Source organism: Caballeronia sp. LZ008 (genome assembly GCF_031451435.1).
GTDB lineage: Bacteria > Pseudomonadota > Gammaproteobacteria > Burkholderiales > Burkholderiaceae > Caballeronia > Caballeronia zhejiangensis.
On sequence record NZ_JARUXK010000002.1, the window covers coordinates 176700 to 197518 of the forward strand.

General features: G+C 64.0%; 18 protein-coding genes. 11 read left to right on the forward strand and 7 right to left on the reverse strand.

The features are described from left to right. Nucleotides 1-50 precede the first annotated feature (50 nt). Complete coding sequence (locus QCE49_RS15190; RefSeq protein WP_008345753.1) at nt 51-1151, reverse strand: YihY/virulence factor BrkB family protein; 1101 nt, start codon at nt 1149-1151, stop codon at nt 51-53. Nucleotides 1152-1475: 324 nt separating this feature from the next. Between QCE49_RS15190 and QCE49_RS15195 the strand changes: the two genes are divergently transcribed. The 3 genes from QCE49_RS15195 (at nt 1476) to QCE49_RS15205 (ending at nt 3412) form a co-directional block, all read left to right on the forward strand. Continuing rightward, nucleotides 1476-2351 (forward strand): manganese catalase family protein, encoded by an 876-nt coding sequence (locus QCE49_RS15195; protein ID WP_008345754.1) that lies wholly within the window; start codon nt 1476-1478, stop codon nt 2349-2351. A gap of 64 nt (nt 2352-2415) precedes the next feature. Continuing rightward, nucleotides 2416-2862 carry a response regulator gene (locus QCE49_RS15200; RefSeq protein WP_008345755.1) on the forward strand — a complete coding sequence of 149 codons (447 nt, stop codon included), beginning with the start codon at nt 2416-2418 and terminating at the stop codon, nt 2860-2862. A 67-nt stretch (nt 2863-2929) separates the two neighbouring features. Further along, complete coding sequence (locus QCE49_RS15205; protein ID WP_175982181.1) at nt 2930-3412, forward strand: DUF3597 domain-containing protein; 483 nt, start codon at nt 2930-2932, stop codon at nt 3410-3412. 131 nt (nt 3413-3543) lie between these two features. Here the strand turns inward: QCE49_RS15205 and QCE49_RS15210 are convergent, their stop codons facing one another. Then, nucleotides 3544-4056 (reverse strand): flavin reductase family protein, encoded by a 513-nt coding sequence (locus tag QCE49_RS15210; RefSeq protein WP_250460741.1) that lies wholly within the window; start codon nt 4054-4056, stop codon nt 3544-3546. Nucleotides 4057-4198: 142 nt separating this feature from the next. Between QCE49_RS15210 and QCE49_RS15215 the strand changes: the two genes are divergently transcribed. Next, nucleotides 4199-5368, forward strand: coding sequence for a zinc-dependent alcohol dehydrogenase (locus QCE49_RS15215; protein WP_175982182.1), 1170 nt, complete (start codon nt 4199-4201; stop codon nt 5366-5368). 199 nt (nt 5369-5567) lie between these two features. Here the strand turns inward: QCE49_RS15215 and QCE49_RS15220 are convergent, their stop codons facing one another. After that, on the reverse strand, nt 5568-6011 hold the full coding sequence (locus QCE49_RS15220) for a hypothetical protein (RefSeq protein WP_175982183.1): 444 nt from the start codon (nt 6009-6011) through the stop codon (nt 5568-5570). A gap of 198 nt (nt 6012-6209) precedes the next feature. Between QCE49_RS15220 and QCE49_RS15225 the strand changes: the two genes are divergently transcribed. Then, nucleotides 6210-7337, forward strand: coding sequence for an aminotransferase class V-fold PLP-dependent enzyme (locus QCE49_RS15225; RefSeq protein ID WP_250459601.1), 1128 nt, complete (start codon nt 6210-6212; stop codon nt 7335-7337). A 9-nt stretch (nt 7338-7346) separates the two neighbouring features. On the opposite strand, the gene QCE49_RS15230 is transcribed toward QCE49_RS15225, so the two are convergent. Next, nucleotides 7347-8855 (reverse strand): MDR family MFS transporter, encoded by a 1509-nt coding sequence (locus QCE49_RS15230; RefSeq protein WP_033535645.1) that lies wholly within the window; start codon nt 8853-8855, stop codon nt 7347-7349. Between the two features lie 98 nt (nt 8856-8953). Between QCE49_RS15230 and QCE49_RS15235 the strand changes: the two genes are divergently transcribed. Further along, nucleotides 8954-9811 (forward strand): AraC family transcriptional regulator, encoded by an 858-nt coding sequence (locus tag QCE49_RS15235; RefSeq protein ID WP_008345768.1) that lies wholly within the window; start codon nt 8954-8956, stop codon nt 9809-9811. A gap of 44 nt (nt 9812-9855) precedes the next feature. Then, on the forward strand, nt 9856-10263 hold the full coding sequence (locus tag QCE49_RS15240) for a DUF2000 domain-containing protein (protein WP_008345769.1): 408 nt from the start codon (nt 9856-9858) through the stop codon (nt 10261-10263). Nucleotides 10264-10281: 18 nt separating this feature from the next. On the opposite strand, the gene QCE49_RS15245 is transcribed toward QCE49_RS15240, so the two are convergent. The 3 genes from QCE49_RS15245 to QCE49_RS15255 all read right to left on the reverse strand — a co-directional run bounded on the left by QCE49_RS15245 (nt 10282) and on the right by QCE49_RS15255 (nt 14105). After that, nucleotides 10282-10653: an RcnB family protein gene (locus QCE49_RS15245; protein ID WP_008345771.1), complete on the reverse strand. Its 372-nt coding sequence runs from the start codon at nt 10651-10653 to the stop codon at nt 10282-10284. Between the two features lie 101 nt (nt 10654-10754). Further along, the gene (locus QCE49_RS15250) at nt 10755-12428 is read right to left on the reverse strand and encodes a hypothetical protein (RefSeq protein WP_175982185.1); all 1674 of its coding nucleotides are present in this window, start codon (nt 12426-12428) and stop codon (nt 10755-10757) included. A gap of 12 nt (nt 12429-12440) precedes the next feature. Then, nucleotides 12441-14105 carry a PQQ-binding-like beta-propeller repeat protein gene (locus tag QCE49_RS15255; protein ID WP_250459603.1) on the reverse strand — a complete coding sequence of 555 codons (1665 nt, stop codon included), beginning with the start codon at nt 14103-14105 and terminating at the stop codon, nt 12441-12443. 605 nt (nt 14106-14710) lie between these two features. Here QCE49_RS15255 and QCE49_RS15265 point away from each other — a divergent pair. From QCE49_RS15265 to QCE49_RS15280, 4 genes are all read left to right on the forward strand, one after another. Next, nucleotides 14711-15370: an SCO family protein gene (locus tag QCE49_RS15265; RefSeq protein WP_250459606.1), complete on the forward strand. Its 660-nt coding sequence runs from the start codon at nt 14711-14713 to the stop codon at nt 15368-15370. A 76-nt stretch (nt 15371-15446) separates the two neighbouring features. After that, nucleotides 15447-17360 (forward strand): RICIN domain-containing protein, encoded by a 1914-nt coding sequence (locus tag QCE49_RS15270; protein ID WP_008345777.1) that lies wholly within the window; start codon nt 15447-15449, stop codon nt 17358-17360. Then, nucleotides 17361-17843 (forward strand): hypothetical protein, encoded by a 483-nt coding sequence (locus QCE49_RS15275; protein ID WP_250459608.1) that lies wholly within the window; start codon nt 17361-17363, stop codon nt 17841-17843. A 135-nt stretch (nt 17844-17978) separates the two neighbouring features. Further along, complete coding sequence (locus QCE49_RS15280; RefSeq protein ID WP_250459610.1) at nt 17979-20720, forward strand: EAL domain-containing protein; 2742 nt, start codon at nt 17979-17981, stop codon at nt 20718-20720. Nucleotides 20721-20819 lie beyond the last annotated feature (99 nt).

Here is a 20819-nt window from a genome sequence, read left to right on the forward strand (position 1 = left end):
TCCTTGCCGAATGCTCACGCGTTTCGCAGCATCCGCCGTGCCGAAGTTGCTCAGGAACGTCTTTCCGTGTGATGTCGATGTCCGCCCCTCGCGAACACGAAGAGCGTCGCGCCTGCCGCGGCGATTGCGAATCGACTCGGGTTCGCTTTTACCGCACCGATTACCTTCGCGATCACCGGCGAACCGTTCGGCGCGACGCTCGGGCGCGTTTGCATCGCGGGCGCGGTTTGCGGACGTGTCGTGGCGGGCACGTTCGTCGCCGGCGCTGCATGAGGCTCGCGCTTCTCGTTCGATTCGTCGGTCTTGCCTTCGCGCGCCTCGACTCGCGTTGCAGCGGCTTCCGCGCCCAGCAGCATGACGGCTGCCGCGAAATACAGCCACATCAGGAGCACGGCGAGCGACCCGGCCGCGCCGAATGCGCTCGCGGTCCCGGCATGCGTGAGATAGAGCGCGAACAGCTTCTTGCCGACCGAGAACAGCACCGCGGAGATAACGCCGCCTACGAGCGCATCGCGCCACGGTACGTGACCATCGGGCAGATACTTCAACAGCGCGGCGAAAGCGCACGAAAGGATCGCGAGACCGAGCACGAACTGCACGATGTCGCCGATGACGACGAGCGGCGATTCCCCGAACACCCATTTGCCCGCTGCCTGCACGGCGGTGTCCAGCACGAGCGACACGATCAGCAGGAACGCGACGCCCATCACGAGACCGAAGGAGATCAGCCGAACCTTGACGAGCGTGGCGACGCCCGATTTTTCTCTGCCGCTTTTCGGCCAGATGATCGATAGCGCCGTGTTCAACGATGAAAACGTCGCCGATGCGCCCACGGCCAGCAGTACGAACGAGATCACCGCGGCAATGCCGCTTCCGCCGCTCTGATGCGCGTGCTCGACGATCGCCTGCACGCTCGCGGCGGCATCCTTGCCGAGCATGCCGTTGATCTGATGAAAGAGCTGACCGCGAGCGGCCTCCGCGCCGAACACGAGGCCGGCGACGGCGATCACCATGACGAGCGTCGGCGCGAGCGAGAACGCTGAATAGAACGCGATGCTCGCGGCCATCGGCGCAGCACGATCCGCGCTGAAACGTTTGAACGTGCGTGCGGGCCACGCGAAGGTTCGTCCCATAAGCGACTTGACGTTCATGGTTGTCTCCGTTGATTCATCCGCTCGGCATCAAGCATCGTCGATGCCCGCTCCTTCGAAGTCAGTTGGATCGCGTGGCATACGCGTTGCTGATTCCCATTCAGGCCGATGCCGCGGACTCGATCCGGACAGCCGGCCTTCCATTCCACGACGCGGCTTTCCCCCGCGATACGCCAGCGCGATGCATCGCGCTGAGGCTTGCAGCAGCATGACCGTAACCGACGCCTTCGACGTCCTCTTGGTCGCTGCGAGCATAACCGTCCAACCTTGATGATTCGCGCCGGGACCGTGAAGGGTTTCGTGCGCCCTAAAAGGAGCCATGCAATGTTCGTGCATAACAAGCGTCTGCAATACACCGTCCGCGTGAGCGCGCCCAATCCGGGTCTCGCCAATCTGATGCTCGAGCAGTTCGGCGGGCCGCAGGGCGAACTGGCTGCCGCGTGCCGGTACTTCACGCAAGCTGTCGGCGAAGACGATCCGGGCCGCAAGGACCTGTTGTTCGATATCGCCACCGAAGAACTGAGCCATCTCGAAGTGATCGGCTCGATCGTCGCGATGCTGAACAAGGGCGCAAAGGGCCAGCTCGCGGAAGCAGTGGAATCGGAAGCCGAGCTGTATCGCTCGCTCACGGGCGGCGGCAACGATTCGCACACCACCGCGCTGCTCTATGGCGGCGGCCCTGCCCTCACCAACTCCGCGGGCGTGCCCTGGACCGCTGCCTATATCGACACCATCGGCGAACCGACGGCCGACCTGCGCTCGAATATCGCCGCTGAGGCACGCGCGAAGATCGTCTATGAGCGTCTCATCAACGTGACGGACGATCCGGGCATCAAGGAAGCGCTGGGCTTTTTGATGACGCGCGAAATCGCGCATCAGAAGTCGTTTGAAAAGGCGCTTCATTCGATTCAGCCGAACTTCCCGCAAGGCAAGCTGCCGGGCGAGCCGGAGTTCACGAGCGTGTACTTCAACATGTCGAAGGGCAATGACGCGCGCGGGCCGTGGAACGAAGGCGGCGACTGGAAGTTCGTCGAAGATCCGCAACCGGCCGTCGATGGCGGCGACGGGGCGGCCACCGTGACCGTGACCGAACGCGATGTCGAAGTGCTGCAGGCGATGGCATCGCGCACGGCTTCGGATCCGTCCGCCGATCCGACCACCGGCGCCGACCTGGGCGCTGGAAAGGCGAACGAAGTGTAAGACCCGCGGCGCTGCTCCGGTTCGGGGCAGCGCCGTTCGAGCGTTATCGATGCGCCAACGAATCATGAGTGCCGTGAGCGAATACCTGGTACCGAAATGCGCGATCTGGACACGTAGAACGAAAACCGCGCCCGGCACGCCGCGCGTGCTCGTCGTCGACGACTATGTGGATACGGCCGACGCCATCAGCATGGTTCTGGCCGTGTGCGGATTCGATGCCGATGCCGTCTACGGCGGCCTCGGCGCAATCGACGCGACCACGCGATGCAAACCGGAAGTCGTCCTGCTGGATATCTGGATGCCCGACATGTCCGGGCTCGAAGTCGCCGCCCGCCTTCGCGCGGACGCGAACACGTCCGGGACCATTCTTATCGCCCATTCGGCGGCAGCAAGCGAGGCCGATCTGCAACGCGCGAAGCAAGCGGGATTCGACGCGTTTTGCGCGAAGCCGACCGACGCGATGACCTTCGCGCCGTTGCTTCGTTACTTCGTGCACGGGCCCGTCGCATGACGAGACGCGCGGCACGCTCGATGCGCGATGCGCGGAACATCGACATCACTGACGCACAGAGGAAAACATGAGCATCTTCTCGAACATATTGAACAAGATCTTTCCGCACGACCATCCGGCGGCGACCGCTTCCGGCGGGACCGTGCCGCCTGCGGCACCCAATGCGGCGCCGCCATCGAGCACGACGTCATCGGGCAATCCGACCAGCACGCCTCTGGGTTCGGCGAGCGGCGCCGCCGGCACGCCCGCAACGCCCGGCGTCGAGCCTGCACGGCCACCGGTCACGCCATTGCCCGAAGTGGACGTCATTGCGATCCTCACGCAAAAGCAGCAGCAAAACGGCGCGGCGCTGAACTGGCGATCGTCCATCGTCGATCTGCTGAAGCTGCTCGATCTCGATAGCAGTCTCGAATCGCGCAAGGCGCTGGCGCAAGAACTGCACTACACCGGCAACACCGACGACTCCGCCACGATGAACATCTGGCTGCACAAGCAGGTCATGACGAAGCTCGCGGAGAACGGCGGCAAGGTGCCGGCCGATCTGAAATGAGAACCCGCTTTCCCTGATCGATCCATGAACGAATCTCGACCCAGCATGCGACGCGCTTCGTCACCGGCGTCGATGCGCCGGTAGACGGCGGCCTGAGCGCCTCCAACGTACAGCCGCCGCAAGCGTAACTTCTACTTCGATTCGTTGAACGACTTGGCGTAGAGCTGCGCGCTCCGGTCCAGATCTTCCGTCGCGGCATAGATCAACGGCTGCGCTTCGGGAGAAAGCACCGCACCGTCGATCACGCTGCCTGTCACGAGGCGATGATCCCCGGCTTCGATATCGCCGATAGCCTGACAGTCGAAATACGCCAGCGCATCGGGCAGTATCGGCGCGCCGCTTCGGCCGGTTTTCCAAGGCGTCGACGACAGCTTGTCGATCGTGCGGCCCGATTGTGTCCCGAAGTGCGCGGCCAACGTCTGCTGATCCGAAAGCAGCACGTTGATGGAGAACGCGCGTCCGCGTTGCAGTATCCGATAGGACGCATGCGCCGGATTGATTGCGATCGCAACGAGCAGCGGGTCGAACGAGACCTGCATGACGGAGCTCGCCGTAAACGCGTTCTTCGTCGCGCCGTCCGCCACGCCGATCACATGGACGCCTGCCGTCAGACGCCGGAAGAGGTCGGCCATACCGTTTGTCATCGCGCTTTATCCTTGATGTCGGAGGAATCGTTCAAGCGTGCATGTGCATGTGCCATGCCTCGGCGGGAATACGCGTTGCGCAAGTCGAATGGCAGCGACGACGCACCTATCCGACGATCGGATCAATCCGCAGGAGGCGACCTTGAAGGCACTCATCTGGCATGGCAAGAAAGACATCCGTTACGACACCGTTCCGGACCCCGTGATCGAGCACGGCCGCGATGCGATCATCAAGGTATCGACTTGCGCGATCTGCGGCTCGGACCTCCATCTGTTCGATGGCTTCATGCCCGGCATGGAATCGGGCGATGTGATGGGTCATGAATTCATGGGCGAAGTGGTCGAAGTCGGCCGTGATAACACCGCCCTCAAAGTGGGCGATCGTGTCGTGGTGCCGTTCACGATCATCTGCGGCGAATGCGATCAATGCAAGCGGGGCAATTTCTCCGTTTGCGAACGCTCGAACCGGAACAAGGACGCCGCCGACAAACTCTTCGGTCATACGACGGCCGGCCTCTTCGGATACACGCATCTGACAGGCGGCTATGCGGGCGGACAGGCCGAATACGTACGCGTGCCGTTCGCGGACAAGACCCATATCAAGATCCCCGATGGCCTTTCCGACGAACAGGTGCTCTTTCTCGGCGACATCTTCCCGACCGGATGGCAGGCCGCGGTCAATTGCGAAATCGAACCGACCGACACCGTCGCGATCTGGGGCGCGGGCCCCGTCGGGCAGATGGCGATCCGCAGCGCGATATTGCTGGGGGCGCGACAGGTCATCGTCATCGATCACATTCCCGAGCGGCTTGCGATGGCGCAGGCGGCGGGCGCGATCCCGATCAACTTCAAGGACGAAAGCGTGCTCGACCGCTTGCGCGATCTGACACAAGGCAAAGGCCCCGAGAAGTGTATCGATGCCGTCGGCATGGAGTCGCACGCGACGCGCTCGTTCGACGGCATCTACGATCGAATCAAGCAGGCCGTCATGCTCGAATCCGACCGGCCGCATGTGCTGCGCGAGATGATCTACGTGTGCCGTCCGGCGGGCGTGCTCTCGGTGCCGGGCGTGTATGGCGGACTGATCGACAAGATTCCGTTCGGCGCGGCGATGAACAAGGGTCTCACCTGGCGCATGGGGCAAACGCACGTCAATCGATGGAGCGACGACTTGCTCAAGCGCATCGAAGAAGGACAGATCGATCCGTCCTTCGTCATCACGCACCGGATGAATCTGGCGGACGGGCCGCAGATGTACGAAACCTTCCGCGATAAGCAAGACGGGTGCATCAAGGTGGTTTTGAAGCCTTAGTCGACGCACCCGCGCACGGTGAGGACGCGTCGCTTCGCGTTTGGATGCGCGCTCGGGCCGGCGAAGCGGCGCGCGAGCGCGCGGACGCCGAAAGCGGCGCCTCTGCGACGTACGTGATCATTGCGCGCATCCATCGCATTCAAGGACCGTGCTCGATGCGATGAAAGGCGCGCGCAGACAGCATGCCGACGCGTGAACGTCAGTCGTGGCGATGATGCTTGTGATGCTTGCCGCGACGGCCGTTATAGCCGCGGCTGTAGTCGTCCGCGTACGAATTCGAGCGCGATACATTGCCGCCCAATGCCGCGCCCGCGCCGCCGCCGAGCGCCGCGCCGATCAGACCGCCGCCGCGGCCGCCCATGGCGTTGCCTGCCGCCGTGCCCGCACCGCCGCCGAGCGCGCCGCCGATGATCGCGCCCGTGCGCTCGCGACGGTTCGACGTGACCGCGCCGCCGGCGCCGCCACCCACCGCCCCGCCGAGCACCGCGCCCGTGCTGCCGCCCACCGCGCCGCCCAGCGCCGCGCCGGCTACGCCGCCGAGCGCGCCGCCGAGCGCATTGTTCATGTCGCCGGCCATCGCCGAAACCGACGCAGCAGCCGTGAGCGCTGCGATTGCAACGAGTCGAATGATTCGCTTTGACATAGTTCGGATGATTGTTTTTGAGACGGGCCGAGTATAACCGCGGCTTACGAAAACCTTCGGTAAAACTGCCGCACGTCGGCGGTAAGACTTGTAACAAAGTCCGATTGCCGACATCGCGCGGCCGCAGCCGACACCTCGCCGATGGCGACGTTAGAATCTAATTCCGATTCGTCGAATCGTCCGCTACAGGAGGCCAGCGTGCCCGCGTTACTCCCTGACGTCGATCGAGATGGACTTCTCGAATACTCGGTCGTCTTCACCGACCGATCGATCAACCATATGTCGCAGCGCTTTCAGGGCGTCATGCGCGACATCTCCAACACCCTGAAGAAGGTCTACAACGCCAAGGCCGTCGCGGTCGTTCCCGGCAGCGGGACCTTCGGCATGGAAGCGGTCGCCCGGCAGTTCGCGACGAACAAGAAGTGCCTCGTCATCCGCAATGGCTGGTTCAGCTACCGCTGGTCGCAGATTTTCGACATGGGCGGCATTCCGTCCGAATCGACCGTGCTGAAGGCGCGCCCGGTCGCGGAAGGCAGGCAGGCCGCATTTGCGCCGCCGCCGATCGAAGAAGTCGTCGCCGCGATCAAGCAGAACAAGCCCGATCTCGTCTTCGCGCCGCACGTCGAAACCGCAGCCGGAATCATCCTGCCCGATTCGTATCTGCGCGCCGTGGCCGATGCGGTTCACGCCGTGGGCGGCATGTTCGTGCTGGACTGCATCGCCTCGGGCACCGTCTGGGTCGACATGGAAGCGAGCGGCGTCGATGTGCTCATCAGCGCGCCGCAAAAGGGATGGAGCGCGTCGCCGTGTTGCGGACTCGTCATGTTGAGCCCGCTCGCCCGCGAAAGAATCGACGCGACGACGAGCACGAGCTTCGCCTGCGACCTTCGCAAATGGCTGCAAATCATGGAAGCCTACGAGAACAACGGCTTCGCGTATCACGCCACGATGCCCACGGACAGTCTCACGACACTGCGCGATGTCATGAAGGAAACCGAGGCGTACGGCTTCGACAAAGTGCAAGCGGAGCAATTCGAGCTGGGCAAGCGCATCCGCTCGCTCTTGGCCGACAAGGGCTTCAAGAGCGTGGCGGCCGAAGGTTTCGAAGCGCCGGGCGTCGTGGTCTGCTACACGGACGATGACGGCATCCGCACCGGCAAGAAATTCGCCGATGCCGGCGTGCAGATCGCGGCGGGCGTTCCGCTTCAATGCGACGAGCCGGCAGATTTCAAGACCTTCCGCATCGGCTTGTTCGGGCTGGACAAGCTTCACGACATCGAAGGCACGGAGGCCCGATTCGCGAAGGCGCTGAACAGCATTCTGTAACGCGCGCGGCTAGCGTTGCGGCAGGGCGCGCCGCGTGAGATTCAGCACCAGCAGGAAGCCGATGAACATGACGATGCCGCCCGCGATCAGGCTCGCACCGATCGCGCCGCGATAGACCGCGACGATCTGCGCCTGCTGCGCCGCGCTCATCTGCGCGATCGCGGCGATACCGTGATCCAGCAGCGCCTGCGTATCGAGGGACGCAGGCAGCCCGCTCATCTCGCGCTTGAGCACGAAGGTCATGATGCCGCCGGACAACGCCACGCCCAGCGACGCTCCCAGCGAGCGCACGAATCCCATCGTCGCGGTGGCGGCGCCGAGCACGCGCTCGGGCACCGAGTTCTGCACGATGACCGTCGCGTTCGGCATGCCGATGCCCATGCCCGCGCCGAGCACCGCCATCGCGCAGAGAAAGAGCGGCACGCTCGCGCCGATATGCGCAAGCAAGGCGAGCGAGGCGAGACCGAGACATTCGAGAAAGACGCCGATCGACAGGAGCGTCGCGATACGCCGCATGCTGCCGACGGAAAAACGTCCGCCGGTCACGGACGTGACGAGCATCATCGCGACTTGCGGCAGCATCATCGCGCCGGACTGCTCGGGCGTCTCGCCCAATACGAGCTGGAAATAGAGCGGCATGAAGACGAGCGAGCCCATCATCGCGAAGGCCATGATGCCGGAAGCCGCCACGCAGGTCGCGTAAGGCACGTTGCCGAAGAGCTTCAGATCGATGATCGGTTCCCGCGCGCGCCGCTCGACGAAGAACAGGGCGACGAAGCACGCGAGCGCAAGCACGCACGACAACGGCAAGCGCATGCCCGACATGAACGACGCGGACGCCGAATTGAACACCAGCAACAGCGCCGATGTCCCGATGCAGACCAGCACCGCGCCCGCGTAATCGACGGCGTGCTCGCCGCCGCGCTCGACCTTCGGCAGCGACATCATCACGAGCGCGAGCGACAGCGCGCCGATCGGCGGATTGATGTAGAACACCCATCGCCATGACGCGTGACTCGTGATGAAGCCGCCCAGCAACGGCCCCGCGACGCTGCTCACCGCGAACGCGCCGGTGAAGAGACCCTGATAGCGCCCGCGCTCGCGCATCGGCACGATGCTGCCGACGAGCGTCTGCGACATCGTCATCAGCCCGCCGGCGCCGAATCCTTGCAGCGCGCGAAACAGAATGAGCGCGTTCATCGATCGCGCCGCGCCGCACAGCGCCGAAGCCACGAGAAAAATGCCGATGCTGAGCGCGAAGAACGGCTTGCGTCCGTACATGTCGGAGAGCTTGCCGTAGAGCGGCGCGCTGACCGTCGACGTCAGCATGAACGCGGTGACGACCCACGTAAGATGGTTCAGGCCGCCGAGTTCGCCCGCGATGACCGGCAGCGCGGTCGCCACGATGCTCTGGTCGAGCGCCGCGAGGATCATCGCGAGAATGAGGCCCGCGAACACGCGCCGGCGCTGGTTTAACGGGATCGGTGAAACGGCAACGTCGATTGTTTCTGTGGACATCGTGTAGCGAAAATTGGATGGAAGAACGCACTACGCGCGCAGCAGGATGCGTGCCCTTTCGGATAACATTCCTTGGTTAAGCAGCGCCGGAGCGAGCGATGACAACCGCAACCGTATTCAACGAGCACGCCGATCACTGGCTCGCCGCGCGGCGCGATCCGGAGACGGGTATCGAAGGGCTGCGCGCGCATTTCAGCGGTCACGCCTACGATCCGCACGATCACGACGACATGCTGATCGGCTACACGGAACAAGGCGTACAGCGCTTTCAGTGTCATCGGTCTTTGCATACGAGCGTGCCGGGCCGCGCGATATTGATCGAACCCGGCGCGCTGCACGACGGTCATGCGCCGGAAGCCGGCGGCTTCACCTACGCGATGCTGTACCTGCCGCAAGCATGGGTCGAACGCGCGGCGCACGAACTGAATCTTCCGGGCCTGCGCAGCGTCGAGGCGGCGTTCAGTCGAACGCTCGTCGACGATCGCCGGCTCGTCGACGTCATCCGCACGGCGTTCCACGCCATCTATCACGACGAAGGCAGGCTCGCGCGCGATCAGGCGTTCGATCGCCTGCTGACGCAACTCAGCGGCCAGTTGCGCGACGCGCCGTCGATCGGCGGCGTCACCGCGCCGCTCGCCGCCCTTCGCGCGCGCGATCTCCTGCATGAACAGATGGACGGCAACATCGGACTCGATGAGCTCGCGACCGTTGCGGGCATCGACCGGTTCCGCCTGACGCGCCTCTTCAAGCGCGCGTTCGGCACGTCGCCGCACGCGTATCTGGTGCGCTTGCGCCTGCGCGCCGCGCGTCGCTTGCTGGCGGCCGGTCATCGGCCTGCGCAGGTTGCCGCGATCGTCGGATTCTCGGATCAGAGCCACCTCGGCCGCTGGTTTCATCGCGCGTACCGGATGACACCGGCCGCGTATCGGCGGATGTGCACAAACGTTCCAGACTGAACGCCGCGAATCGCGCAACATGAATGTTCCAAGGAGGAACCTTCATGTTCGACACCAAAGTGGCGCTCATCGTGCGCGATGATCTGCCCGTCTGGCAAAAGCTCAATGTCGTCGCCTTTCTCGCGACCGGCGTCGCGGCCGCGGTGCCCGAAGCGCTCGGCGAGCCTTACGAGGACGCCGCCGGACATCGCTACGGCCGCATGCTGGGCCAGCCGATGCTCGTGTTCGCCGCCGATCTGTCCGGCCTGCAAGCCGCGCATCGACAGGCGATCACGCGCGAACTCAGAATCGTGCCGTATGTTCACGCGATGTTTTCCACCGGGCACGATGCCGCGAATCGCGAGGCATTCCGTGCCGAGGACGCGGCGAATCTCGATCTCGTCGGCCTCGCGCTGCACGGCGCCAAAAAGGCCGTCGACAAGGCGGTAAAGGGACTGGCCTTGCACGGCTGATTCGAGCCGCCTTGTCGGTCAATGCGACGACACGATGATGCTCGAAATGACGCCCGTGGCGATCGCCGCCAACACGAAGTCGCCGTTCACCTGCACCCACTGATAACCCGAGGGCGGAGCGTGCAGGTCATGCGCGCGCCAGTCCTTCACGACGTAACGCGATCCACGATACGAATCCGGCAGACGGTCGCCCGAATGCCAGTCCTGATGCGGCACCGGACGGCGCGCATCGTCGTGTCCGCGTGCTTCGGGTCCGGCGTTTCGCGGCTTGCCGGGCCCTTCCTGTTGTCGATGATCCGGGCCTGCATCCGGTCCGGCCGGTTGAGCGAACGCGGCCGTCTGTCCAAAGGTGATGACACAAAGAAGGGAAGCAATCGCAAGTCTGTTCATAGGCATCTCCATAAAACCAATGAGAGCGATGGCGCGCTCATTGATTCAATGCGATGCCTTTCGTTTCCTTACCGCAGGTCGCATCAGCGCGTGTGAATCGTTCATCGACCGAGCACCGTCACGGCGGGAAAGCGCATCAGATTTTCAACGTCCCACTCGTCGCCCAGATAGCGCGTATCCGGCAGCGCGCGAGGCGAGACGAGATCGGCGGACATGCCGCGCGCGATCAGACGTTGAAGAACGTCGTCACGCAGCCAGAACAGCGACCCGTCGTATATGGCGGGCCTGTAATCCGCCTTGAACGCGGCAAGCGAGTAGATGTCGCTGTCCCTGCTCCATACGCCATGCGTTTCGATGACTTCGGGACGTTCCGTGCTTATGTAGTCGCCCAGCTTCGCATACCCCTGACGCGTCAGCGATGGATTCGTCAGCAGCCCCAGATCCAGGATGTTCAGGCGTTCGCAGCACAATGCCGTGCCGCCGACGTCCGGCGTCAGGAACTTGAGCGTCGGCTGCCCGAGATGCTCGCGCAAGCGATCGACCGACGCGCCGGTCATCGCGAAGTTCTGTGGCGTTACGCCTCGCCAGTCGCCGGGCGATTGATTCCACACCCTTTTGCGAACCGCGCTTCCCATTGCATCCATCGAAGCCGGCAGCGCGCCGCGCATCGCCGCGCCGACGATCATCGTGTCGACGTTTTCGCGCAGCACCTTGGCGTTGAACACGAAGGTCCCGGCAAGGCACAGCAAGAGCCAGCGCAAGACGCGCGGCCGACGCATGTTCGCGAAACGTTCCGCGAGCGATAGCACGAGGATCGGCAGCACCGCCACGAACATCCGGCCGGTATAGCCCCAGTTTCTTCCCGATATCAGTGCGAACACGCCGAAGGCCACTATCAGAAGCAGCGGCATCGGATCGAGACGGCGCGCCTGACCGCCCTTCCAGCTCAGGACGATGCCAGCCAGCAGCGCGGCGTTCACGAAGAGAAAATCCTTGAGGCCGCGCAGCTTCTCCAGTAAGCCGTCCCAGCCCTTCTTGCTGTATGGCGCGTGAAGCTTGGCCAGAATGGTGTTCGGCAACAATACGCCGAAGACCCAATATCGCCAGAGCGTCATCAGCAGAAAACAAAGCATCAGGCACACGCACATTCGAAACGCGCGCGAGCGTTCCTGCGGGCAAAACACGACCATCCAGCCCAGCGCGAAACCCAGATAGAACACCGCTTCGAAGCGAGTCAGCATCAGAAGCGGCACGAGTGCATACGCGAGCGTCGATTGCGCGCGCCAGTAGAGCACGAACGCGAGCAGCAGCAACGCGAAGACCGTCATCTCCATGCCGTTGACGATCTCGGCCTGACACATCGGAAGCAGCCCGAGCAAGGACACGACGATGAGCCGATGCGTCGGGCTCGGCAATGACGGTTGAAGCGCGCGCCACATCAGCACCAGCGTAGCGCTGAGCGCGATGAACGAAAGCAGTTGCGCCGCCCTGATCGCTTCGAGAAAGCCCGGATGGAACAGCCAATGCCCGATCGCGAGCATCGCCGTCATGAGCAGCGTCGACGTACCTTCGCCCAACGGCGACACCGGGGTCAACGCAAACAATCCGTGCCGCCCGAGCGTCTGTGCATACGCGACGGTGATGGCGCCGTCGTCCCATCCGTATGGGCCGGCCAGCGCGATCGCCGTCAACGAAAGTACTGCGTACGCCACTGCGAAGAGCAACCCGGTGGCTTTCTCCTTCGCCTCGATCCTGTGCGTGACGTGTTCGGTCATAGGCAGACAGCGCTATTGCGACCGCAATCCGAACACGGCCACGCCATTCTTCGCGCCCACATACACCTTGCCGTTCGCGATCATCGGCGTGATGAACTTGTTGCCCGCACCGAACTGGTCGCGCGCGCCCGCATCGACGCTGCTGTAAAGCTGATGATTGAGATTGGTCGCGTCGTAGGCGCGCAGCACGCCGATCGACCCGTTCTCCGCCGCCCACAGAATCGCGTTCGACGTGCCGTTCGCCGAAATGCTCGGCGTCGCGCCCGGGAAGCCGAACGAGTTCAGCGTCTGACTCGACGGCGTGCGCGACAGCGCGGCGTTCGTTACCGTGAACGCCTTGATGTTGTCGCCGACCGAGCCGAAATAGACCCTGCCGTTGAAGTACGCGGGCGCGCCGAACATCGGTCCGCGTATCTGGCCGACGAGCTCCTGATAGATGTGATCCGCGTTCGAATCGAACTTGCCCATCGACCAGCGGTTGACGACATAGATCGTCGAGTTCTTGCCCGCGCCGACCGCGAGACGCCAGACCTTGCCGTTCGCATCGGTGAAATCGGGCAAGACCATCGCGCCGCCGGAACCGAGGTCTTCGTCCTCGTTCGATTGCTGCACCGTGTTCGACGGCTGGAAGTAGTCCTGCACTCTCAACGGCCCGAGGTTCAGCCGCAGGAAGCCGTTGCCGAAGTTGCCGTTGATCGGCATCTCGTGCTCGTTCTGCGTCGGATCGAAGGTGCCGTTGGCATCGAGGAAATAGATCGATTCGCCGTCCGACGCAGGGCCCGCGCCGCTCATCCAGATCGAGCCCATCTGGCCGTTCGGCGTGACGTTCAGCACGCTCGCCTGCTGCAGCGTGTTGGCGTCGTAGCCGATCACCCAGCCGGTGTACGGCATGAAATCGCAATGCGATGTCCACGCGGTATAGATGACGCCGTTCAACTGCAGCAACGCCGCGCGCTCGGCGTACTGACCCGGATCGAACGTCAGCGTGCCGTTCTGGCTGCCCGCGCCGTTGCCCGGATAGGTCGCGCGGATTTCGGTCGGACCGTTGAAGAGCTCGGCGCCCGTCGTGATATCGAGCGCGTGGATGCGCTGGTGATAGCCGCCCGATGCATCCTTCGACATGCCGACGACATACATCGCGCCGTTCGGTCCGCGCCCGCGATCGATGACGGGCGTCGCCGTCACACCGATCGTCGGCGTGATCTGATGGCACTTGTGATCGTCGCTCGGATTCTCGCCGCTGCCGAGCGTCGAGACTCTCCAAAGCGTCGCGCCGCTGTCGGCATCGAACGCGTAGACGCTTCCGTTCTCGGTCGCGACGTACACGACGTTGTGCGTGGCGCCCGCGATCGGAACGTTCGCGAGAAAGAGCGGCTGCGCATCGACGGCGCCATCGACGGAATAGAAAGCCACCTTGCCGAACGTGTTCTGGTTGACGTTCGCGAGCGTGAGGGTCGTTTCGGCGAGTTGCTGTCCGGTGCGGGCGATGTCGTTGTGCCAGGTGACGACGTCCATCGCGTTGCTGGGCGACGTTGCCTTCGCCACGCTCGACGCGGCCCGGCTCGCCGCGGCCGATGTCGCATCGCCGCCGGAGTCGCCGCCACTGCACGCGGCGATGATTGCCGCGATCAGCACGGCGCCGAGTGCGGCGGCATAAGCGGAAAAACGCGCATTCATTTGCATTCTCCTTCTCCGGAAGGGGCCGGAACGGACAACGCGGTGTCGGGCGACATCGGTGCTGCAACAGAGCAATCGTGATGCCCCATAGCAGCGTGTACCCGCAAACCAGCGCATCAGCGAAGCGAGGAAGCCGTCGAGCGCCCCGAGGGACGCAATTCGGCCGCTATTGAACATCGGGAAACGGAGGGCGAGCGACGAACCTGGCTTACAAAAGAACGCGTCAGCTTTGCTCGCGACTCGCGCGCCTTCGCGGAATGGTGACGGAGAACCAGAGCAGTCTTGTCACCGAACGTTCGGGCGTAACGGGGAAGGCTCTTTACCGACTGAAAGCTATCGCAAATCGCGGAGTGAATCAATCGCGCAGGTTTTACATTGCACTTTTCGAAATCGTGCGCGTCGTTGATGACATGTTGCCGGGGCTGTAAAAACGAATGTGGGGGAGTGCACATATCTACCTACTTATTTCGCGTCTCGAACTTTTTTTGCCGATTTGGGCTGCTAATCTTTGGGCCAATGGTCATGCAAATCGCAAGGCCGTCTGTCCGGATGTCCGACATGCAAGTCTCACCTTGAGAGCCCTCGCCGGGACCAGGAACGTGCCGATGACGACGATTTCGGAAATCCGCGAAACGATGCCCGACCGAATGACATCCGGCACGCAGGCGCCCGCGCGCTCATCGGCTCGCCGCTCGCTGCTTCGCCACATGGCCGCGCTCGCTCTGGGTGCAGTGTCGTCGCCCTCCTTCGCGCAGCATGGCGATCTCGGACTCGTCACGCCGCCAGTCCGTCTCGACGATGCATGGCTCGTCGATCAGACCGGCAAGAAGCGTCTGCTCAGCGACTTGCTGCATCAGCGCGTGACTGCAGTGCAAACCGTCTATACCGGCTGCGGCACGATATGTCCCTTGCAAGGCGCGTTGTTCAACGCGGTTCAGGAACGGATACCGCAAATCCGCGCGCGTCGTCCGGTGCAATTGCTGTCGGTCGGGATCGATCCGCTTTCGGATTCACCGTCGGCATTGCGCGCGTGGCTCGCGCGCTTTCAGGCGGGTTCCGCCTGGAATGCAGCGACGCCGGCACTCGCCGATGTCGACCGGATGCGCGTGGCGCTCTCGGGCAGCAACGCGCCTCTCGGCGACATCGCTGACCATTCCACCCAGGTCTATTGCTTCGATGCCAACGCGATGTTGCGCTGGCGAAGCGCCGATCTTCCTCGCGTCGAAGACATCTGCGATGTGCTCGGCGCGCTCGCACGTACGTAACCCGCTTCATGTACGGGGTGCAACCATGCCTGGAATCCGTTCGACGAGCCACGCGTCAAGCCTGTTCGTCCGATGCATGCGCTTCTTGCTGCTCGTCGCGTTGCCGCTGGCATTGGCGGGCATGCCGCACGCCGCGCGCGCGCAAAGCTCGGCGCCCATCACGCTGAGCGGCACCAGCCTGTGCGCCGACGTGAGCGGCGAATCGAGGGCGCCGGGCGCGCCCGTGATTACGTGGTCCTGCTGGGGCGGCGCGAATCAGCAGTGGTTTCCGTCAGCGACCGGCACGCGCTACAACCTCATCAATCAGAACAGCGGCCTGTGCATGGACGTCTCGGGCCAAAGCCAGAGTCCGGGCGGCCCCGTCATCCAGTGGACCTGCAATGGCGGCGCGAATCAGGCGTTCTCGTTGACGCCGCAAGGCGCGGGCTACGCGATCGTCGCGGGACATAGCGGCTTGTGCGTGACCGCATCGAGCACGACGTCGCAAGGCAATCAACTATCGCAGCAAGTGTGCAACGGAAGCGCGACGCAAACGTGGCAAGTGGCCGGCCTGCCGGTACAGCAAGCCGCATTGCCGTCGAAGTGGACGACGCCGTATCAGTTGCCGCTCGTCCCGCTGCAAGCCGCCAATCTGCCCAATGGAAACGTGCTCGTCTGGTCGGCCGACGCGCCGCTCGACTTCACCGACAGCGCGAATCCGCCGGCGAGAACCTACACGGCGATCTTCAATCCATCGAACGGCACGAGTTCGCAAGTGATCGTGACCAATACCGCGCACGACATGTTCTGCCCCGGCATTTCCAATCTCCCCGATGGCCGCATCTTCGTGACCGGCGGATTGAGCGTGCGGCAGACCAGCATCTATTCGCCGACGACCAACACATGGACCGCGGGCAATCAGATGAACATCCCGCGCGGCTATCAGGGTAGCGTGACGCTGAGCAACGGCAACGTGTTCGTCATGGGCGGCTCGTGGAGCGGAGGGCTCGGAGGAAAGTCCGGCGAAACGTGGACCTCGGGTTCGGGCTGGCGGATCAATAGCGCGATTCTCGACGATTACATCGTCACGAACGACGCGAGAGGCGTGTTCCGCTCCGACAATCACGCGTGGATGTTCGCGGTCGGCAACGGACGCGTGTTCCATGCGGGACCGAGCAAGGCGATGCACTGGTTCGATACGGCGGGCAACGGCAACGTGAGCCCGGCCGGCAACCGTGGCAGCGACGGCGACGCGATGAACGGCAACGCGGTCATGTACGACGTCGGCAAGATTCTCGCGGTCGGTGGCGCGCCGAGCTACGATCAGTCGCCGGCCACGGCCAACGCGACGCTCATCGACATCAGCAGCGGCAACGCGACGACGCGGACCATCCCGCCGATGAGCTACCGGCGCGCGTTCAACAACAGCGTCGTGCTGCCGAACGGACAGGTCGTCGTGATCGGCGGACAGACCTTCGCCGAGCCTTTCTCGGACAACAACGCGGTCCTCACCCCGGAACTCTGGGACCCCGCGACCAACACGTTTTCCCCGCTCGCGCAGCAGGCCGTGCCGCGCACCTATCACAGCGTCGCGCTGCTGCTGAACGACGGACGCGTGCTGAGCGGCGGCGGGGGTCTGTGCGGATCATGCTCGACCAATCACACCGACATCGAGATCCTGACGCCGCCGTACCTGCTCAACTCGGACGGTTCCGCCGCGTCGCGTCCGACTCTCAGCTCCGTTCCGAGCGATGCGCAGCTCGGCACGACGATCGTGGTGACGGCCAGCCGGAGCACGCGCGCATTCGTGCTGATGCGCTCGTCTTCGGTTACGCATTCGCTGAACAACGAGCAACGACGCGTGCCGCTCACGTTCAGCGTCGGTACGGCGGGCGAATTCCAGTTGAACATTCCGTCCGATCCGGGCGTCGTCGTCCCCGGCTATTACATGCTGTTCGCGCTGAACGCCAACGGCGTGCCGAGCGTTTCGCGCGTGCTGCGCGTGCGTTGAATGGCCCGACGCCGCTTCCTCGAGGCGCGGGCCGCGGCGATGCGCGTCGCATTCGTCGCATTCGTCGCGGTCGTCGCGGTCGTGGCATTCGTCGCGGTCGTGGCAATTGCGCCGCTTGCGCGCGCGCAGACCGCATGCGACCCCGCCGACATGGGCTGCGCGATCTTCAACGGACAACATCCGATGACCGCGCATCTGCGCGACGACGAGCGCCCGTTGCCTTCCTTTGCGACGCGATGCGTCAATTGCCACGTCGGCACATCGACGAAGCCCGCGTTCGCGCCGCCGCTGACGCACGACGCCCTGCTCGGCGTCGCAAGCCGCCGTGGCGGGCCGCTCAGTCACTATGACGCGACGTCCTTCTGCCGCGCCGTGAAGGACGGCATCGATCCGGCGGGCGTGCTGCTGCGCAAGTCGATGCCCCACTACCGCATCGCCGATACCGAATGCCAGGCGCTTTGGCAATACGTCATGCATCGATGAGCGCGGGCGCTACGCGTTCCGGCGAGAGGTATTTATTGCCTCAACCGTCAGAAGAATCATTCCAATAAGGGCTTAACCCGCTAAAGAGCTTTTGACGAAGGTCGTAAAACATGCAAACCGTGTACAGGATTGACCATGTTTCACCTTCGCCTCAGAACCTTGATCTCGTGGTCTCGCCGGCGTTTCGCGACCACGCTGGTTCTGGCGACGCTGTCGGCGTCCGGGCTGTGCCTCGCCGCGCTCGCCGCCGTTTCCATCACCGTCGATCGCGACATCGGCGAGCGGGAATTGCGCCGGGCGCTCGACGTCGGCTCGGAGCTCGAACTGCTCGTCGATCTGCATCTCGCCGCCAACACCGACTTCCTCAAGGGCGTCGGCTCGGCCACGTTCGAATCGCGCGCGTGGCCCATCGCCCGCGCGGTGATGGTGGCGCGCGCCTATAACCATCTCGATGCGCTGCTCGCCGATTCGCCCGCCGCCGCCGAAAAGCTCGCGGAACTCAGACGCCTGAGCGGCGAATGGCCCAAAGCGCTGCAGGATGCCGCGGCGAACGTCGCGCTTGCGTCGCATGGCACCGCAGTCGACTCCGGAAGGTTGCTGCTCGCCAACGCGTCGCTGAAATCGATCATGGACATTCTCGCCCTGCTGCGCAGCGACGAGCGGGAGCTGATCGCCAGCATGCAGGAGAAAGCGCAATCGCAGATTCTGAAGCAGCGCATCGCGCTCATCGTGGGTCTCGCCGCCGGCATGCTGCTGCTCGCGTTCGCGGCGTCGAGCCGGCATCGCTCGGCGCTCGCGAAGAACGCGGCGCGCATCGTCGCCGATGAAGCGCAGAAACGCTTCAGCCAGTACTTCGACCAGCATCCGGTCGCGATGCTGATCTTCGATGTCGGGAACGGCGCGATTCTCACCGCGAACGCGGCAGCGCAACGTCAGTACCGGGCGACGCTGGAACAGCTCAACGCGCTGACGATCTTCGATCTGCGCCCCGCCGAAGAAGTCGCGAACTTCCGGCTCGATCTCGCGGGCTACGTGCAGTCGGGAGCCGGTTCGGGCGCGGGCGGCATCCGACGTCATCGCAGGCTCGATGGCGATGTCATCTTCGTGGACGTGTCGTTTCATCTGCTTTCGTTCGGCGGTCACGAGGCGTGTTTCATCACCGCTCACGACGTCACCGCGCACGAGAACGCGAAGGAACAACTGCACCTTCGCAGCCGCGCGCTCGAAGCGACGCGCGACGCCATCGTCATTTCGCATCTCTCTTGCGGCTCGCACCGCATCACGTATGCGAACACCGCGTTCGAGCGCCTGACGGGCCGCCGCGTGGCGGATGTGCTCGGCGCACAAACGCAGGCGGCGCTCGGCTGGGATCGCGCGATGCCCGAGACCGGATCGCTGACGCACGCGATGCGCGGCAATGTCGAAGCATCGCGACTGCTGAAGATGTCGCGCAGCAACGGCTCGACGTTCTGGAGCGATACCTACGTCGGTCCGATTCTCGACGACCACGGACGCGTCACGCACAGCATCACGGTGTTGAGCGACGTGACGGAGCGCGTGCGCCATCAGGAGCAGTTGAAGCGCCAGGCGCTCGAAGATCCGCTGACCGGTCTGCCGAACCGGCTCGCGCTCGGCGAACTGTTCGACCACGCCGTGCGGATCGCGCGGCGCAACGGCGACCGGCTCGGATTCATCTTCCTCGATCTGGACAACTTCAAGGACGTCAACGACAGCCTCGGCCATGCGGCCGGCGACGATGTGCTTCGCGAAGTCTCGCGACGGCTCGAATCGAGCGTCACGCCGCCCGGTTTCGTCGCGCGTTACGCAGGCGACGAGTTCGTCGTGCTGCTGCCGGGCCGGAGCCAGGACGAATGCCTCGCCCATGCCCGGCAGATCGCGACGCTTCTCGCGCAGCCGATGAAAGCCGCCGATGCCACCGTCGTCTCCGTCGCGAGCATGGGCGTCGCGTTCTTTCCCGATCACGGCAGCGACGCCGAGACGCTGCTGCGCGCCGCCGATGCGGCGATGTATCGCTCGAAGTCGCTTCACGCCGGTTCGATACAGGTTTTCGATCCGGAGATCGCGGCGGCGGAGACGGCGCGCAGCGCCATGGTCAAGGCGCTGGGACTCGCCATCGCGAAGAACGAACTGTTCGTGCTGTATCAGCCGAAGATCTGCCTGCGCACGCGGCGGGTCGAAGGCTTCGAAGCGCTGCTCCGATGGCAGAGCAAGGAGTTCGGCCTCGTGAATCCCGCGCAGTTCATCCCGCTCGCGGAGAGCACGGGGCTCATCGTGCAGATCGGCGAATGGGTGCTGGAGCAGGCGTGCCGGCAGGCCGGCGAATGGGCGAGGCTGTCGCCGTTTGTCGTGGTGGCGGTGAATGTCTCGCCCGTGCAGTTCGAACGCAGCGACGTCCCGGCGATGGTCGCGCGCGTGCTCGAACGCTCGCGTGTCGATCCGCGCAATATCGAACTGGAGATCACCGAAAGCACGCTCATGGCGCCCGGCGCGCTGCCTTCGCTGCAAGCGCTGCGCAGGCTCGACGTGTCGATCGCCATCGACGATTTCGGCACGGGCTTTTCGAGCCTGGGCTACGTGCGCAGCTTCATGGTCGATCGGGTCAAGCTCGATATGTCGTTCGTGCGCGGCATCGGTTGCTCGCGCGCCGACGAAGTCATCGTGAAGGCGGTCATCGCCATGGGTCAGGCGCTGGACATACGCGTCGTCGCGGAAGGCGTGGAAACGGCGGATCAGCTCGATTATCTGATCGACAACGGCTGCGACGAAGTACAGGGCTTCTGGCTGGGATGCCCGATGCGACCGGAACTGGCCGAAATATCGCTGATGCAATCGGCGCTCGCGCCGAGCATCGCCTGACGGCGTTTGCGCCGATTCCCAATGCCACGCGAATGCGCTAGATTCTCCGTCGCGAGCGCGTCGCCGAATCGTGTCAATTCAGACACATTATGTGAATGT